This is a genomic window from Lentzea sp. NPDC003310, from assembly GCF_040610935.1.
In the GTDB taxonomy this organism is placed as follows: Bacteria; Actinomycetota; Actinomycetes; order Mycobacteriales; family Pseudonocardiaceae; genus Lentzea.
Map to the genome: position 1 here is coordinate 464,980 of NZ_JBEXNC010000006.1, position 17,195 is coordinate 482,174.

At 69.3% G+C, this 17,195-nt stretch carries 11 protein-coding genes and 2 pseudogenes; 10 read left to right on the plus strand and 3 right to left on the minus strand.

Features of this window, described 5'->3' with window-relative positions; genetic code table 11:
• Positions 1-5: 5 nt before the first annotated feature.
• Positions 6-482, plus strand: a complete 477-nt coding sequence (locus ABZX02_RS14960) for an AAA family ATPase (protein WP_355298374.1) — start codon at positions 6-8, stop codon at positions 480-482.
• Here the strand turns inward: ABZX02_RS14960 and ABZX02_RS14965 are convergent.
• Positions 458-3,739 (minus strand): BTAD domain-containing putative transcriptional regulator, encoded by a 3,282-nt coding sequence (locus ABZX02_RS14965; protein ID WP_355298376.1) that lies wholly within the window; start codon positions 3,737-3,739, stop codon positions 458-460. The genes ABZX02_RS14960 and ABZX02_RS14965 overlap by 25 nt on opposite strands.
• A 216-nt stretch (positions 3,740-3,955) precedes the next feature.
• Between ABZX02_RS14965 and ABZX02_RS14970 the strand changes: the two genes are divergently transcribed.
• The 6 genes from ABZX02_RS14970 to ABZX02_RS14995 all read left to right on the plus strand — a co-directional run bounded on the left by ABZX02_RS14970 (position 3,956) and on the right by ABZX02_RS14995 (position 10,381).
• Complete coding sequence (locus tag ABZX02_RS14970) at positions 3,956-5,635, plus strand: ABC transporter substrate-binding protein (protein WP_355298378.1); 1,680 nt, start codon at positions 3,956-3,958, stop codon at positions 5,633-5,635.
• A 42-nt stretch (positions 5,636-5,677) separates the two neighbouring features.
• Entirely contained in the window at positions 5,678-6,682 is a 1,005-nt protein-coding gene (locus ABZX02_RS14975; RefSeq protein ID WP_355298380.1) for an ABC transporter permease, read from the plus strand.
• 5 nt (positions 6,683-6,687) lie between these two features.
• The gene (locus ABZX02_RS14980) at positions 6,688-7,614 is read left to right on the plus strand and encodes an ABC transporter permease (RefSeq protein ID WP_355298381.1); all 927 of its coding nucleotides are present in this window, start codon (positions 6,688-6,690) and stop codon (positions 7,612-7,614) included.
• A gap of 6 nt (positions 7,615-7,620) precedes the next feature.
• Positions 7,621-8,619, plus strand: coding sequence for an ABC transporter ATP-binding protein (locus tag ABZX02_RS14985; RefSeq protein WP_355298383.1), 999 nt, complete (start codon positions 7,621-7,623; stop codon positions 8,617-8,619).
• On the plus strand, positions 8,616-9,722 hold the full coding sequence (locus tag ABZX02_RS14990) for an oligopeptide/dipeptide ABC transporter ATP-binding protein (protein WP_355298385.1): 1,107 nt from the start codon (positions 8,616-8,618) through the stop codon (positions 9,720-9,722). Before ABZX02_RS14985 ends, ABZX02_RS14990 begins: the two co-directional genes overlap by 4 nt.
• Before the next feature lie 77 nt (positions 9,723-9,799).
• On the plus strand, positions 9,800-10,381 hold the full coding sequence (locus tag ABZX02_RS14995) for a TetR family transcriptional regulator (RefSeq protein ID WP_355298387.1): 582 nt from the start codon (positions 9,800-9,802) through the stop codon (positions 10,379-10,381).
• A gap of 68 nt (positions 10,382-10,449) precedes the next feature.
• Here the strand turns inward: ABZX02_RS14995 and ABZX02_RS15000 are convergent.
• Positions 10,450-10,821: pseudogene (locus tag ABZX02_RS15000) on the minus strand (VTT domain-containing protein); the annotation flags it as partial.
• Between the two features lie 320 nt (positions 10,822-11,141).
• On the opposite strand from ABZX02_RS15000, the gene ABZX02_RS15005 reads away from it, so the two are divergent.
• The 3 genes and pseudogenes from ABZX02_RS15005 to ABZX02_RS15015 all read left to right on the plus strand — a co-directional run bounded on the left by ABZX02_RS15005 (position 11,142) and on the right by ABZX02_RS15015 (position 14,804).
• Positions 11,142-12,713 (plus strand): discoidin domain-containing protein, encoded by a 1,572-nt coding sequence (locus ABZX02_RS15005; RefSeq protein WP_355298389.1) that lies wholly within the window; start codon positions 11,142-11,144, stop codon positions 12,711-12,713.
• Between the two features lie 13 nt (positions 12,714-12,726).
• Positions 12,727-13,851 (plus strand): annotated as a pseudogene (locus tag ABZX02_RS15010) (MFS transporter); the annotation flags it as partial.
• Positions 13,852-13,856: 5 nt separating this feature from the next.
• Positions 13,857-14,804 carry a hypothetical protein gene (locus ABZX02_RS15015; RefSeq protein WP_355298390.1) on the plus strand — a complete coding sequence of 316 codons (948 nt, stop codon included), beginning with the start codon at positions 13,857-13,859 and terminating at the stop codon, positions 14,802-14,804.
• On the opposite strand, the gene leuA is transcribed toward ABZX02_RS15015, so the two are convergent.
• Complete coding sequence (leuA, locus tag ABZX02_RS15020) at positions 14,801-16,633, minus strand: 2-isopropylmalate synthase (RefSeq protein WP_355298392.1); 1,833 nt, start codon at positions 16,631-16,633, stop codon at positions 14,801-14,803. The two genes, ABZX02_RS15015 and leuA, sit on opposite strands and share 4 nt — an antisense overlap.
• Positions 16,634-17,195: the final 562 nt, after the last annotated feature.

Consider the following 17,195-nt stretch of genomic DNA (forward strand, 5'->3'; position numbering starts at 1 on the left):
TCGCGGTGGACGGCCCGTCGGGCGCGGGCAAGAGCACGTTCGCCCGTGACCTGGCGGAAGAGCTGGACGCGCAGCTCATCAGCACCGACCACTTCGCCACGTGGGACGACCCCACGACCCGGTGGTGGCCGCGGTTGCAACGGGCGCTCGACGAGGTGGCGGGCAACCGCGCGGGCCGGTACCGGAAAACCGACTGGTCCCAAGGGTTTCCGTGCGTCGGTGAAGGCGACGAGGTCGTGCTCGTTCCACAAAGGACGATCATCCTCGAAGGGTTCTCCTCGGCCAGGAAGGCGAACACCCGGCTGAGCCTCGCGATCTTCGTCGAGCACGAGGACGAACGGGCCAGGCTCGAACGCGCGGTCGCCAGGGACGGCGAACACCAGCGCGAGCACTTCCTCCGCTGGCAGCAGTACGAACGAGGCTGGTTCGCGGTCGACGAGACCAGGGCCAGGGCCGACTACGTCGTCACGTCGAGCAGCTGAGCCTGCACCACGGAGGCCTCGGGCGTCCCGATCGCCTTGAAGACCTCCAGCGACGTCGCCCAGTGCGAGCGCGCGGAATCCAGTTCTCCCAAGGCGAAGCAGGCGTCACCCGCCAGCTGCAGTGCGCGCCCGAACACCCACCGGTGGCCCGAGTCCGAGCCGACCGACGCCGCCCGCAGCGCGCACTCCAGCGCGCCGGCCGCGTCCATCGTGTCGAGGTGGGTGCGCCCGAGCACGAGCAGCACCTCCATCTCCGCCAGGCGGAACTTCGACTTGCCCGCCTCGACCAGCGCCGCGGTGGCCGTCGCCAACGCCTCGTCGTACCGGCCGACCGCGCGGTACGACGACGCCAGCCCGCGCCGGGCCGAGCAGATGCCCCACGAGTAGCCGGTGTCCACCGCGATCGTCAGGGCGAGGGAGAACTGCTCCAGGGCGGCCTCGTGGCGGCCCGCGCCCTCCAGCGCCCGGCCGAGCAGGTTCCGGGCGTCGCAGACGCTCTTGACGTTCTCCAGGTCCTGCGCGATCCGCATGGCGGCGGAAGCCTCGGTGGCCGCCTCCTCGTAGCGGCCGCGCATGATCAGCGTGATGGCCATGCCCTCGTGCATGGTGTGGCCGAAGTTGCGGGCGGCCGCACGTTCGTACAGCTCGCTCGCGCGCACGAAGTACGACGCGCCCAGCTCGGGCTCGCCGCGTGACGCGTAGACCTCGCCCAGCGCGCGCATGGAGTTCGCCTGCGTGATCCACGAGTCGATGCGCGTCCCGGCTTCGAGCGCCTCCTCGAACGTCGAGGCGGCGGGGTCGAGCTGGCCGAGCTGCATGTAGACGCCGCCGAGGTTGAACAGCGCGTTGGCGAGCACCTGCGGCGCGCCGACCCGGCGGGCGATCACCAGCGCCCGTTCGAGGTGGTCGGCCGCCTGCTCCAGCTCGCCCAGGTCGATGTGGACGCTGCCCGCGTTCGACAGCACGGCGGCCTCGGCCTCGGGCAGGTCGATGCGCTCCTGCAGGGCGATGGCCTGCTGGTAGTAGCCCAGCGCGTTGCGGTGCTGGCCGGTCACCCAGTACAGCGTGCCGAGCGACGACAGCATCGCGAGCTGGCCGAGCTCGTCGCGCGGCGCGCGGGCACCCAGCAGGCCCGCCTTCGCGGTCTCGCGCCACTCCGCGGTGAGGCCCTGCGTGTAGAAGTAGCCGCGCAGGGCGTCGGCCAGCTGCCACGGCGAGTTCTCCGGGTCGCGCTCCACGACGTGCGCGACCAGCGCGACGAGGTTCGACCGTTCGACGTCGAGCCAGGTCAGGGCCTCGGTGGAGGTGCTGAACGTCCGCGGCACCACGCCGTCCAACGGCGCCGGGCGCGGGAACCGGAAGAGCGTCGACTTCATCGCCGAGGTGGCGTTGTCGACCGAGCGCACCGCCCAGTCCTGCAGCCGCCGCAACGCGAGCCGGGAGTCCGCGCGGCCCTCCTCGAACGCGAGGCGCTCGGCCGCGTAGTCGCGCAGCAGGTCGTGGAACTGGTAGCGGGACGGCGCGTGGTTCGAGATCAGGTTCGCGGTGGCCAGGCGGTCCAGCCGCCGGCGGGCGTCCTGTGTGGTCAGACCGCTCAGCGCGGCTGCCATCTCCGGCGTGAAGTCCGTGCCGGGCACGAGTGACAGCAGCCGGAACATCTGCGCGAGCTCGGGCTTGAGCGCCGTGTAGGACAGGTCGAACGCCGCGTGCACCGCGACCCGTTCGTCGCCCTCCACGGCCAGCGCGGCGAGGCGGTTGCCCGCCCGCAGTTCCTCGACGTAGTCCGCAATGGACAGCTCCGGACGCGACACGAGGTTCGCGGCCGCGATACGCAAAGCCAATGGCAGGTGCGCGCACAACGACGCCAGCTCGAGTGCTGCGTCCTCTTGGGACGCGACCTCGTCCGCGCCGAGGATGCCCGCGAGCAACGACCTCGTCTCGTGCCAGTCGAGCACGTCGAGCCGCACGTTCGACGCCGCGTGCGAGACGGCCAGGCCGCGCAACGTGTCGCGCGAGGTCACCAGCACCGCGCACCCCGGCGACCCCGGCAGCAGCGGCCGGATCTGCTCGGCCGACGAGGCGTTGTCCAGCAGCAGCAGGACGCGCTGGCCGGTCAGCGTGGACCGGAACATCGCCTCCTGCTCGTCCTGGTCGAGCGGCACCTGGTCCGGCTCGGTACCGAGCGCGCGCAGGAACCGCGGCAGCACGTCCACCGCGCTCAGCGGCGGTCCGGGGGCGTATCCGCGCAGGTTGACGTACAGCTGGCCGTCCGGGAAGTCCGCGCGCATCCGGTGCGCGGCGTGCACGGCGAGCGCGGTCTTGCCCACGCCCGGCGGGCCGGCCAGGGTCACGACCGGCACGCCCTGCGCGGTCCGCAGCAGGGCCACGATCAGCGACACGGCCTCGTCGCGGCCCACGAAGTCGGGGATGTCCGCGGGCAGCTGCGACGGCACGACCCGTTCCGGCTTCGCGGCCACCACCGGCGCGCCCGCCGAGGCCGCCGCCACCGCGTCGATCGACCCGGACAGCACCTGGCCGTGCACACGCCGCAGCTCGTCGCCGGGGTCGATGCCCAGCTCGTCGCCCAGCAACCGGGAAACGCGCTGGTAGGCGGCCAGCGCCTCGCTCTGCCGCCCGGACCGGTACAGCGCCACCATCAGCTGCGCCCAGAACCGCTCGCGCAACGGGTGGTCGCTCGTCAGCCGGGAGAGCTCCGCGACCAGCTCGCCGTGCCGGCCCAGCTCGAGGTCGACCTCGACCCGGCGTTCCAGCACGTGCAGGCGCCGTTCGTCGAGCCGCGGCACCTCGTCGCGGTGCAGGATCTCCGACGGCACGTCGACCAGGGCCGGACCCCGCCACAGCCCCAGGGCCGCGGTGAACGCGGCCGACGCGGCCTGCAGGTTCCCCGCCGCGCGCTCCTGTTCGCCCTGCTCGATCAGGGGTTCGAAGCGCATCAGGTCGATCGTCTTCTCGTCGACGTCGATCAGGTACCCGTCGGGCACGGTCTTGATCGGAACAGACGGTCCGAGCAGCTGCCTGAGACGCATGACATACGTTTGCAGCGTCGCGCGCGCACGCGAGGGCGGATCTTCGCCCCAGACGTTCGCGGCGAGCTCGTCGACGGAGACGGACGTGCCCGCGCGCAGGAGCAGTGACACCAGCAGCGCCCGTTGCCGACCCGCTCTGACCAGCAGAGGCTCGCCGTCGAGAAGCACTTGGAGGGGGCCGAGCACGCGGAACTCGACCGTTCTGCTCATGCGACCTCCTCCGCGTGTCGTTGTCGTTTCTACAGCCTAGGAGAGCGTTCGACGCATCTGCCGTGCTCACGTTGGGTCAGCGGCCGTGCGCCGGACGTATCAGAATGCCTGGTCTAGTGGCCGGATCGTGACCTGAGTAACCCCGGACGGGGTATCTACAACGGTTATGGTCGGCGACCACACCGTGAGATGTGCGGATTGTCCAAGGGGTGTTTGATGGTCCACTCAGTAACGGCTCGCCGCCGTTGGGTTGCCGCGATCGGCTTCCTCAGCGTCAGCGCGCTCGCCCTGTCCGGTTGCGCGCAATCCCAGCGCGACTCAGGCGGTGGCGGCAAGGAAGGCGGCACGCTGACCTTCGGCGCCGCCGGCGCGCCGAAGCTCTTCGACCCGTTCTACGCGACTGACGGCGAGACCTTCCGGGTCTCCCGCCAGATGTTCGAGGGCCTGGTCGGCTTCAAGCCGGGTACCGCCGAGGTCGAGCCCGCGCTCGCCACGAAGTACGAGCCCTCCGCGGACGGCAAGACGTGGACGTTCACCCTCAAGGAGGGCGTGAAGTTCCACGACGGGACGGACTTCAACGCCGAGGCCGTCTGCTTCAACTTCAACCGCTGGTACAACCAGAAGGGCGCCGGCCAGTCCGACGCCGTCTCGCAGTACTGGCTGGACAACTTCGGCGGGTTCGCGACCACGCCGGACAAGCCGTCGCTGTTCAAGGCCTGCACGGCCAAGGACCCGAAGACCGCCGTGGTCGAGCTGAACGAGGTCACCTCGCAGTTCCCGTCGGTCCTCGGCTTCACGTCGTTCTCCATCTCCAGCCCCGACGCGCTGAAGAAGTACGACGCCGACAACGTCCAGGCCGCCGGTGACGCGTTCACCTTCCCGGCCTACGCGAACGAGCACCCGACCGGCACGGGCCCGTTCAAGTTCGGCAAGTACGACAAGGCCAACAACACCGTGGAGCTCGTGAAGAACGACGCCTACCACGGCACGAAGGCCAAGCTGGACAAGATCGTCTTCAAGATCATCCCGGACGAGACCGCCCGCAAGCAGGCGCTCAAGGCCGGCGACATCGACGGCTACGACCTGCCGAACGCGGCGGACTGGGCCGGTCTGAAGACCGACGGCTTCAACGTGGCGATCCGCCCGGCGTTCAACGTGTTCTACCTGGGCATCAACCAGAAGAACAACCCGAAGCTCGCCGACCTCAAGGTCCGCCAGGCCCTGATGTACGCGATCAACCGCGAGCAGCTCGTCAAGTCGCAGCTGCCCGAGGGCGCCAAGGTCGCGACGCAGTTCATGCCGGACACCGTCAACGGCTACAACAAGGACATCAAGGCCGTCGGCTACGACGCCGCCAAGGCCAAGTCCCTGCTCGCCGAGGCCGGTGCCTCCGACCTGACGCTGAAGTTCTACTGGCCGTCCGAGGTCACGCGTCCGTACATGCCGTCGCCGAAGGACCTGTTCGGCGCGATCTCCGGTGACCTGCAGGCCGCCGGCATCAAGATCGAGGTCGTCACGAAGCCGTGGAACGGTGGCTACCTGACCGACGTCGACAACAGCATCCCGGACCTGTTCCTCCTGGGCTGGACCGGTGACAACGGCACCGCGCACAACTGGGTCGGCACGTTCTTCGGCCGCACCGACAACCGCTTCAACACCGGTGTGTCGCCGTGGGGCAAGACCCTCGCGGACGCTCTCGCCAAGGCCAACTCCGAGCCGAACGAGGGCGAGCGCACCAAGCAGTACGAAGAGATCAACAAGCAGATCATGGAGCAGTACCTGCCCGCGATCCCGATCTCGCACTCCCCGCCCGCTCTGGTGTTCAAGTCGGACATCAAGGGTGTCGTCCCGAGCCCGTTGACCGACGAGAAGTTCGGCCCGGCCTCCAAGGGCTGAGCTGACTAGCTCCCACCACAAGAGAACAACGGGGTAGCTCAAGTGCTCCGCTACACGATTCGACGGCTGGTCCAGCTGGTCGGCGTGGTGCTGGTGCTCTCGCTGCTGCTCTTCGCGTGGTTGCGCGTGCTCCCAGGAGGGCCGGTCTCGGCCCTCCTGGGAGATCGTTCTACCCCGGAGAAGGCGGCGGAGCTCACCAAGCAACTCGGCCTCGACCAACCGATCGTTCTGCAGTACTTCAAATTCCTGGGTCGCGCCGCGACCGGCGACTTCGGCGTCTCCACCGGCGTGCAGCCCGGTGACTCGGCGCTCGACATCTTCCTCCAGCGGTTCCCCGCGACGCTCGAGTTGAGCTTCTTCGCGATCCTCATCGCGATCGCGGTCGGCGTCCCGCTCGGCTACCTCGCCGCGAAGCGCCGCGGCGGCCTCTTCGACAACCTCAGCGTCGTCGGCTCCCTCATCGGTGTCGCGGTGCCCGTGTTCTTCCTGGCCTTCGTGCTCAAGGGCGTGGCCTCGTCCGCGCTCGGCCTGCCCTCCAGCGGCCGCCAGGACTCCATCGACGCCACCCGCGTCACCGGTTTCTTCACGCTCGACGGCCTGCTCACCGGCGAGTTCGACGCGACTCTCAACGCGCTGGAGCACCTGATCCTGCCGTCGATCGCGCTCGCCACGATCCCGTTCGCGGTGATCTTCCGGATCACCCGCGCGGCCGTGCTCGACGTGCTCGACGAGGACTTCGTGCGCACCGCCGAGTCCAAGGGCCTCACCGCCCCGGTGATCCGCCGCCGGCACGTGCTGCGCAACGCGATGCTCCCGGTCGTCACCACGATCGGCCTGCAGACCGGCGCGCTGCTCTCCGGCGCCGTGCTCACCGAGAAGGTGTTCGGCTTCCCCGGTGTCGGCGAGGCGCTCGCCATCGGGTTCGAACGGCGTGACTACCCGGTGCTGCTGTTGTTGATCATCATGGCCACGAGCGTCTACGTCGTGGTCAACCTGCTGGTCGACCTCTCGTACGCGCTCATCGACCCGCGCATCAGGACGAGGTGAGACCAGTGGCACTTGGTGTGACCAACAAGAAGGCCAAGATCGACGGCCTCGCCGAGACCGCGGGCGTCTCGCTCGCGGCGAGCGCGTGGAAGAGGCTCAAGCGCAGCCCGGTGTTCCTCACCGGCGCGGTGATCATCGGCCTGTTCATCCTCGTCTCGGTGCTCTCGCCGTGGCTGGCGCCGCACGACCCGTCCAGCCCGATGCTGATCGACCAGGTCGTCAAGGCGCGCAACGAGATCCCGCCCGCCCAGCCGGGCCACCCGCTCGGCGGCGACCTGCAGGGCCGCGACTTCCTGTCGCGCCTGCTGATCGGCTCGCAGCAGACGTTGATCGTCGGCATCGGCGCCACGCTGATCGGCCTCACCGGCGGCCTGATCCTGGGCACGCTCGCGGGCGCGCTCGGCGGCTGGGTCGACTCGATCGTCATGCGCGTCGTCGACGTCATGCTGTCGCTGCCGTCGCTGCTGCTCGCGTTCTCGATCGCGGCGATGTTCGCGCGGCCCAGCCAGTTCACGGTGATCCTCGCGGTCGCGATCGTGCAGATCCCCGTGTTCGCGCGGTTGCTCAGAGGCTCGATGCTCGCGCAGCGGCACAGCGACCACGTGCTGGCCGCGACGGCGCTGGGCGTGAAGAAGGGCGCGATCGTGTTCCGGCACATGCTGCCGAACTCGCTCGGCCCGGTGATCGTCCAGTCGACCCTGGTGCTCGCCACGGCGATCATCGAGGCGGCGGCGCTGTCGTTCCTCGGCCTCGGCAACCCGGACGACCGGATCCCGGAGTGGGGTCAGATGCTCGGCGACGTGCAGAAGGTGTTCGACACCCACCCGCAGCTCGCCGCGTACCCCGCCATCTGCATCATCATCGTCGCGCTCGGCTTCACGCTCATGGGCGAGACCCTGCGCGAAGCCCTCGACCCGAAGAACAGGCGGTGAGTCGTCGTGGCACTGCTCGAAGTTCGTGACCTCTCCGTCGTGTTCCAGCGTCGTGGCGAGGAGCCGTTCACCGCGGTCGACGGCGTCAGCTTCGACGTCGAGCCCGGCCAGACGGTCGGGCTCGTCGGCGAGTCGGGCTGTGGCAAGTCGGTGACGTCGCTCGCGATCATGGGTCTGCTGCCCAAGCGCGGCGCCAAGATCACCGGTTCCGTGAAGTACGACGGCACGGATCTGCTGAAGCTGTCGGACAAGGAGATGCGCGACCGCCGCGGCCGTGATCTCGGCATGGTCTTCCAGGACCCGCTGTCGTCGCTCAACCCGGTCGTCCCGATCGGCCTGCAGGTCACCGAGGTGCTCGAACGGCACCGCGGCCTGGCCCGCAAGGAAGCGATGATCGAGGCCAAGGACCTGCTCGACAAGGTCGGCATCCCGGACCCGAACCGCCGGCTCAAGGAGTACCCGCACCAGCTCTCCGGCGGCATGCGGCAGCGCGCGCTCATCGCGATCGCGTTGGCGTGCCGGCCGAAGCTGCTGATCGCGGACGAGCCGACGACGGCGCTGGACGTGACCATCCAGGCCCAGATCCTCACGCTGATGAAGGAACTGGTGCAGGACCTCGGCACCGCGCTGGTGATGATCACCCACGACCTGGGTGTCGTCGCCGGCCTGTGCGACGAGGTCAACGTGCTGTACGGCGGCAAGGTGGTCGAGAAGGCCATGCGGCACAAGCTCTTCGCCGAGCCGCGCCACCCGTACACGCACGGCCTGCTCGCGTCCATCCCGCGGCTCGACGCCCCGCGCGGCGAGAAGCTGACGCCCATCAAGGGTTCCGTCGCGGACAACATCCCGTGGACGAGCGCCTGCGCGTTCGCCCCTCGTTGCCCGAACGCGCTGGACGTGTGCCGCGCGGAGACGCCCGCCGAGGAAGACCAGCTGGGCCGCCTGCTCCGCTGCCACAACCCGGTGGTGCCGGGAACTCCCGCCGCCGAGGAGGTGCCGGTATGAGCGAGACCCTGGTTTCCGTCCAGGACATGAAGGTGCACTTCCCGATCAAGCGGGGCGTGTTCTTCGACCGGACCGTCGGCTACGTCTACGCGGTCGACGGCGTCGACCTCGAGATCAAGCGCGGCGAGACGTACGGCCTCGTCGGCGAGTCCGGCTGCGGCAAGTCCACCCTCGGGCGGGCGATGCTGCGGCTGAACGAGCCGACCGCGGGCAAGATGACGTTCGACGGGCAGGACTTCTCGACCCTGAAGGGCGAGGAGCTGCGCAAGATGCGGCGCCGGATCCAGATGGTGTTCCAGGACCCGCTGTCCTCTTTGGACCCGCGCCAGTCCGTGGAGTCCATCCTGGTCGAGGGCCTGCGGGCGCACGACCTGGACGAGGGCAAGGAGGCCACGGCGAAGCGGCTGCGCGAGCTGCTCGCCGCCGTCGGTCTGCCGTCCTCCGCGCTGCGCAAGTACCCGCACGAGTTCTCGGGCGGTCAGCGGCAGCGCATCGGCATCGCCCGCGCCCTCGCGCTCAACCCGGACCTGATCGTCGCCGACGAGCCGGTGTCCGCGCTGGACGTGTCGGTGCAGGCCCAGGTCGTGAACCTGCTGGAGGAGCTCCAGGAGAAGTTCGGCCTGACCTACCTGGTGATCGCGCACGACCTCGCGGTCGTGAAGCACATCTCGGACCGGGTCGGCGTGATGTACCTCGGCGGCCTCGTCGAGGAGGCGACCGCCGACGACCTCTACGCCGAGCCGCTGCACCCGTACACGCGGGCGCTGCTGTCCGCGATCCCGGTGCCCGACCCGCAGGTCGAGGACCGGCGGGAGCGGATCCTGCTCGCGGGTGACCTCCCGTCGCCCGCGAACCCGCCGAACGGCTGCCGGTTCCACACCCGGTGCCCGTGGCGGCAGGCGACCAAGTGCGACACCGACCGGCCCGTGCTGCGCGAGATCAAGCCGGGTCACAAGGTGGCGTGCCACTACGCCGAGCAGATCCAGTCCGGCGAGATCCAGGCGCACGAGGTCAAGCCGATCCTGGTGGAGGAGGGCGACGGCCTGTCGCCCGACGTGCCGCTGGTCGGACCGGCCTCGGTGACCGAGGCGCTGAACCCGTAGTCCGTGCTTTGCCGAACGGGGCCACCTTTCGAGGTGGCCCCGTTCGTTTCTCCAGGGACTTCCGCTGTCCTCGTGCCATGGACAGTCGTGGCTCGATCCTCCTGCGCGCGGCGGAGATCGCCTCGGTCGACGGCCTGGAGGGCGTCACGATCGGGCGGCTCGCCATCGAGCTCGGCATGAGCAAGAGCGGGGTGTTCTCGCACTTCGGCGCCAAGGAAGAACTGCAGATCTCGGCCGTGCACACCGCCGCGGAGATCTTCGCGCGCGAGGTCGTGATGCCCGGCGGCACGCTGCTGGACCTGGCCGAACGCTGGCTCGACTACTCGAAGCGCCGCGTGTTCCCCGGCGGCTGCTTCTTCGTGGTGACGCGCTCGGAGTTCGCCGCCCGCCCCGGCCGGGTGCGCGACGCGTTGATGCTCTTCAACCTGCGCTGGATCTCACTGCTGGAACGGCTGAGCGGTGACGCGCAGCTGGCGTTCGAGGTGGACGCGCTGCTGGCGGCGGCGGACCGGTTCGCGGTGCTCTACGACGACGCCTCGGCGTACGAGAGGGTGCGGTTGGCGTTGCGCGCACGGATCGCCATGCCGACCGGCACGGAGATGAGCGTGGCCACGCCGAACGACAGCAGCATCGCGAGCCACGCCTCGTCGACCAGCTGACCGCCGATGTACCCGACGGTGGCGGGGTAGAGGCTCCACAGCGCCGACCCGACGGCCGCGACGGGCACGAACCGCCGCAGCGGCCACTTCAGCGCTCCGGTGAGCAGCGCGCCGACGATGCCGCCCGCCGGCAGGAACCGCGCCGCGATGAGGATCGTCTCGCCCTTCGACGCGAGCTGGTCGGCCGTCCACACGACCATGGCGCGCGCCTTCGCGTTCTTGTTCACCTTGTCGAGGGCCCGCATGCCCATCCGGCGCCCCGCCGTGAAGTTGATCAGATCGCTGACCAGGCATCCCACCGCGGCGACGAGCACGACCAGGTAGAGCGGCACCTCACCGGTCGCGGCCAGGACGCCGGCGCCGATGAGCACGGCCTCCGTCGGTGCCAACGGCACGACGGCGACCAGGAACAGCACTACGAGGCTGGCTGCGGTGCTCATGATCGGTGAACGTACGTGACCCGGGTGAACAATCCCGGTCAGGGTGTTTCTTCAGCGCGTCCACAGGTACCACTCGCCGCTCCTCCGAACGCCCCCGGTCGCTGTCCGAAAGGGCACGACCGCACCGCGTCGGCGAACCGGGCGCGTGCCCGCCGCAACGCCGCCTGCCAGGTGTGATCCACGTCATCCGCGTCGAGGCGCCGCCGCGTCCCGGTTTCCGCCGTTGACCTGCTCGTTCGGCCGCGCCTACCGTCCGAACTCAATTGGGAAGCTTGTTAACCAATCCTTCGAGCCGCCGCCCTGTTGCCCAGGAGGACGAAGTGATCAAAAAGCACACCAGAGCTGGTGTCGCCATAGCCCTGTTCGCGCTGGTGGTCCCTCAGGTCGCGGCGTCGGGCACGGCGAACGCGGCCGATTCCCTGCTGTCCGCCAACAAACCCACCACCGTGTCGTCCGTGGAGGCCGAGACCTTCGGTGGCGCCAACGCCGTCGACGGGAACTCGACCACCCGGTGGGCGAGCCTCGAGGGCGTCGACCCGCAGTGGATCGCGGTCGACCTCGGCGGCACCTCCACCGTCTCCAAGGTCAAGATCAACTGGGAGGCTGCGTACGCCTCCGAGTACAAGATCCAGACCTCCGCGGACGGGTCGTCGTGGAGCACCAAGAAGACCCTCACCGGTCAGAACGGTGGCGTCGACGAGACCAGCCTGACCGGCGTGTCGGGCCGCTACGTGCGGATCTACGGCACCAAGCGCGGCACGTCCTACGGCTACTCGATCTTCGACCTGGAGGTCTGGGGCAGCAACCCCAACGGCGACAACACCGCGCCGACGGCCCCGTCCGGGCTCGCCAGCACGGGCACGACGTCGAGCTCGGTCAGTCTGCAGTGGACGGCCGCGACCGACAACGTCGGCGTGACCGGCTACGACGTGCTGCGCAACGGCAGTGTCGTGGGCACGCCGACCGGCACCACGTTCACCGACACGGGTCTCGCGTCGGGCACGCAGTTCACCTACACCGTCAAGGCGCGCGACGCGGCCGGCAACCTCGGCCCGGCGAGCAACGCGGTGCAGGCGACCACCCAGCCGGCCGCTCCCGGCGACACCATCACGGTCGTCGCCGCCGGTGACATCGCGTCGCTGACCAACACCGAGCACTACGAGACGGCGAAGCTGATCGACCAGATCAAGCCGAACCACATCCTCACGGTGGGCGACAACCAGTACGACAGCGGCACGCTCACGGAGTTCAAGGCGCACTACGACAAGTCGTGGGGCCGCTACAAGAGCATCACCCACCCGGCGACCGGCAACCACGAGTGGGAGGACAACCTCAACGGCTACAAGTCCTACTTCGGAGCGCAGGCGTACCCGCAGGGCAAGCCGTACTACAGCTGGGAAGCGGGCGACTTCCACTTCGTGTCGTTCGACTCCCAGAAGCTCTACGACACCGGCAGCGACTCGACGCAGATCAACTGGCTGAAGGCCGACCTGGCCGCGAACACCAAGGCCTGCGTCGTCGGCTACTGGCACCACCCGCGGTTCAACTCGGGCGAGTACGGCGACAAGTCCGTGATGGCCCCGCTGTGGAACGCCTTCGCGGACGCCAAGGCAGACCTGGTGCTGAGCGGTCACGACCACCACTACGAGCGGCTCAAGCCGTTGAACAAGAGCGGTTCGGTGGACGAGGCCAACGGCATGCGCGCCGCGATCATCGGCATCGGCGGTGACTACCTCTACTCCAACGTCAAGCCGCGCACGGGCGTGGAGAAGTGGTTCGCCGACTCGCACGGCGTCGTGAAGTTCACCCTGTCCGGCCGCTCCTACTCGTGGGAGGTCATCGACACCGCGGGCCGGGTCCGCGACAAGGCCGGTCCTTACAACTGCCGCTAGCCGGAGGCACGTCGTGTACATCGCAACAGCTAGACAAGCTCCGGCGGCGGGCGGCACCGGCAGGATCGCGGGCAACGTGCTCGCGCTCGGGGCGGTGTCCCTGCTCACGGACGTCTCGTCCGAGATGGTCACCGCCATCCTGCCGCTGTACCTGGTGCTGGGGCTGGGGTTCTCCCCGCTGCAGTTCGGTGTGCTCGACGGCATCTACACCGGTGTCACGGCGCTGGTCCGCGTTGCCGGCGGTCATGCTGCGGACCGCTGGCAACGGCGCAAGTTCGTGGCCGGACTCGGGTACGGGATCTCGGCGCTGGGCAAGCTCGGCCTGCTCGCCGCCGGGACCTCGGCCACCGCGATGGGGCTCGTGCTGGCCGGGGACCGGACCGGCAAGGGCTTGCGCACCGCGCCGAGGGACGCGCTGATCACGTTGAGCAGCGAGCCCTCGGCGCTCGGACGGGCCTTCGGTGTCCACCGCGCCATGGACACCGTGGGCGCGTTCCTCGGCCCACTGGTGGCGTTCTGCCTCCTGTGGACGCTGCCGGCCCGCTACGACGTGGTGTTCGTGGTGAGCTTCTGCTTCGCGGCAGTGGGTTTCCTCGTGCTGGTGCTGTTCGTGCGGGACCACCGGGACGTGCTGCCACGCGTCGCGGTGTCGTTGCGGTCAGCGTTCGGGTTGCTGCGGTCCAGGCCGTTCCGGCGGGTCTGCCTGGTCGCGTGCGGGCTCGGGTTCCTGACGCTGGGCGACGGGTTCGTCTACCTGTTGCTGCAGAAGAAGCTCGACGTCGAGCTCGCGTACATCGCGTTGCTGCCCCTCGGCACGGCGGGCGTGTACCTGCTCGCCGCCGTGCCGCTGGGGACGCTCGCCGACCGCGTCGGCCGGTGGAAGATCTTCCTCGTCGGGCACGTCGCCCTGTTCGGGGCGTACCTGCTGCTCGCCGGCGCGTCCGGGATCTCTTTGCTGGTCGGGGTTCTGCTGCTGCACGGGCTGTTCTACGCGTGCACGGACGGCGTGCTGATGGCCGTCGCCGGGCCGATGATCCCCGACGAGCTGCGCACGTCCGGTCTGGCCCTGCTGCAGACCGGCCAGGTGCTGGCCCGTGCGACTTCTTCTGTGCTCTTCGGTGCTCTGTGGACGTGGTTCGCTTGGTGAGGATCCTGATCGTCGTCGCCGCCGTGATCGCGCTGGGCGCGGGCGCCACCGCCTACGCCCTGCGCGGTCCGGCCGCGGTGTCCGTCGCCGTGGAGGCGGGCCCGGTCGAGCTGTCGTCCGGGCGGCTGCTGTTCGTGGACGAGGTGAGCGGCAACGTCGCCTCGGTGCCGCTGTCCGACCCGGCCGGGCCGCGGCGGCTGAGTTCGTTGTCCTGCAAGCGCTTCTACACCTCGGCCGGGCAGGGGCTGTGCCTCGCGGACGCGTCCGGTCCGCTGCCGGGGGCCACGGCGGTGTTCGTCGACCGCGGGCTGGCCGAACGCCGGCGCGTGGAGGTCGACGGCGTGCCGAACCGCGCGAAGCTGTCGGCGGACGGGCGGATGGCGTCGTGGACGACGTTCGTCACCGGTGACTCGTACTCGCAGGCCGGCACGTTCTCGACGCGCACCGCGATCCTCGACCTGCAGACGGACGAATACGCGAGCAACATCGAGGGACTGCGGGTCGAGGGCATGAAAATGGCCAACGACATGAACTTCTGGGGCGTCACGTTCGCCTCGGACGACCGCACCTTCTACGCGACCATGAGCACGGCGGGCAAGACGTACCTGGTTCGGGGCGACGCCGTCGACACGTCCGGGAAGGCGTTGCGGGAGAACGTCGAATGCCCGTCGCTGTCACCGGACGGCACGCGGGTGGCGTTCAAGAAGCGCGTGCCCGGCGACGGCGCGCGACCGTGGCGCCAGCACGTGCTGGACCTGACCACGATGGTGGAGACACCCCTGGCCGAGACGCGTGGGATCGACGACCAGGTCGTGTGGCTCGACAACGACACCATCGCCTACGGCCTGCCGGGTGAGGGCATCTGGGCCGTGCAGGCGAACGGGGAGGGCGCGCCGCGGCAACTGGTGCCGCACGCGTCCTCCCCGTCCGTCGCGCTCGGCTAGCGGTTGGCCCTGTTGATCGCGCTCACGATCGCGCGGAAGCTCGCCGCGACCGTGGACGAGTCGATGCCCACGCCCCACAGCACGCGGTCGCCCACGGCGCATTCGACATAGGCGGCCGCGCGGGCGTCGTCACCGGCGGACAGCGCGTGCTCGGCGTAGTCCAGCACCCGCACGTCGTAGCCGACCGACGCGAGCGCGTCGACGAACGCCGCGATCGGCCCGTTGCCCGACCCCGTGATCTCCTGCTGGTCGCCGTCGATCATCAGCGTCGCGGTGATCTCCTCGCGGCCGCTGCCGTCCGAGCTGGCGCGGTGCTTGAGCAGGTACAGCGGCACCCGGCCGTGCAGGTACTCCTCCGCGAAGGCGTCCCACATCTCTTTCGGGTTGATCTCGCCGCCCTGCGCGTCGGTGACCTCCTGGATCACCTTGGAGAACTCGATCTGCAGCCGCCGCGGCAGGTCCAGGTGGTGCTCCTGCTTCATCAGGTACGCGACGCCGCCCTTGCCGGACTGCGAGTTGACCCGGATGACGGCCTCGTAGTTGCGGCCGACGTCCTTCGGGTCGATCGGCAGGTACGGGACCTCCCACGGGAAGTCGTCGACGTGCTGCCCGGCGTCCTTGGCGTCCGCCTCCAGGGCCTCGAAGCCCTTCTTGATGGCGTCCTGGTGGCTGCCGGAGAACGCGGTGAACACCAGGTCACCGCCGTACGGGTGCCGCTCGGGCACCGGCAGCTGGTTGCAGTACTCGACCGTGCGGCGGACCTCGTCGATGTCGCTGAAGTCGATCTGCGGGTCGATGCCCTGGCTGAACATGTTCATGGCCAGCGTGACCAGGCAGACGTTGCCCGTCCGCTCGCCGTTGCCGAAGAGGCACCCCTCGATCCGGTCCGCACCGGCCAGGTAGCCGAGCTCGGCGGCCGCGACGCCCGTGCCCCGGTCGTTGTGCGGGTGCAGGCTCAGGATGATGGCCTCGCGGTTGTCGAGGTTCCGGCTCATCCACTCGATGGAGTCCGCGTAGACGTTCGGCGTGGCCATCTCCACCGTCGCCGGCAGGTTGATGATCAGCGGCTTCTCGGGCGTCGGCGCGATGATCTTCTCGACCGCGTTGCAGACCTCCAGCGCGTAGCTGAGCTCGGTGCCCGTGTAGGACTCCGGCGAGTACTCGTAGCGGAAGTCGGTCTCGGGGTAGTCCTTCTCCTGCTCCTTGGCGAACCGCGCGGCGTCGGTGGCGATCTTCTTGATGCCGTCGCGGTCGGACCGGAAGACGACCCGGCGCTGCAGCACCGACGTCGAGTTGTAGAAGTGGACGATCGCCTTGTTCGCCCCGCGCAGCGACTCGAACGTGCGCGCGATCAGCTCCTCACGGCACTGCGTCAGCACCTGGATCGTCACGTCGTCCGGGATCGCGCCGTCCTCGATGATCTCGCGGACGAAGTCGAAGTCGGTCTGGCTCGCCGCCGGGAAGCCGACCTCGATCTCCTTGAAGCCCATCCGGACCAGCAGGTCGAACATCTTGCGCTTGCGCGCCGGCGACATCGGGTCGATCAGCGCCTGGTTGCCGTCACGCAGGTCGACCGCGCACCACAGCGGCGCCTTCTCGGCCCGCTTGGTCGGCCAGGTGCGGTCGGGTACGTCGATGACCTCGACCAGCTCGTGGAACGGGCGGTAGCGGTGGAACGGCATGCTGCTGCCCAGCTGGCGGTTCCAGGACTGCTGGGTGTCCGGGGCGGGGCGGCTGGGCTTGCGGATGCGGCTCGTGCCCGACGAGTAGGCGTCGGCCGAGTCGGTGCTGATGGTGGTGAAGGCCTCGTCGGAGGTCTCGGAGGTCATGGTTCCTGTGCTCCTGCGGGTCGTTTGCTGGGAACGACCGGCGGCAACGCTGAAGCCCGCGACGGGGGGCCGGTCTGATCAGACCCCGTCACGGCAGCGAAGCAGGAGGGAACGCCACACGGGGGACAGAGTAGTCACATGTTCGGGTTCGGTGGAACTCGACGACCGGATCGTGGGACGTCGTCGAGTGGCCGCGGAGTGGTCGTGGAGTGGTCGTGGAGTGTCAGACCCGCTGAGTAGGTTGAGTTGCGAGGGGTCCTGAGAGCGAGGGGACGCCTGCGTGAGCTTGGGCTTGGGGCGTTTGTGGCGCGCCGGTTCCGTCGTTCCGACCTTCGCGTGCGGCGGCTGTCTGTTGCGTGCTTCCCCTGGGGGCTCTGCCCCCAGACCCCCGGCAATCTGATCAGGGGGCCAGCGCTGCCTGTGGGTTGATGGCACGCCTGTTGCTTAGAGCGGCTGCCTGTTGCTTTGTTTGGGCGCCTCGGCGGTGGGGTCCCATCACGAGCCGCACCAAGAGCGGGCCACATGCCTGGAGGGGTGTCAAGCGGGCGAAAAGCGTGCCCGC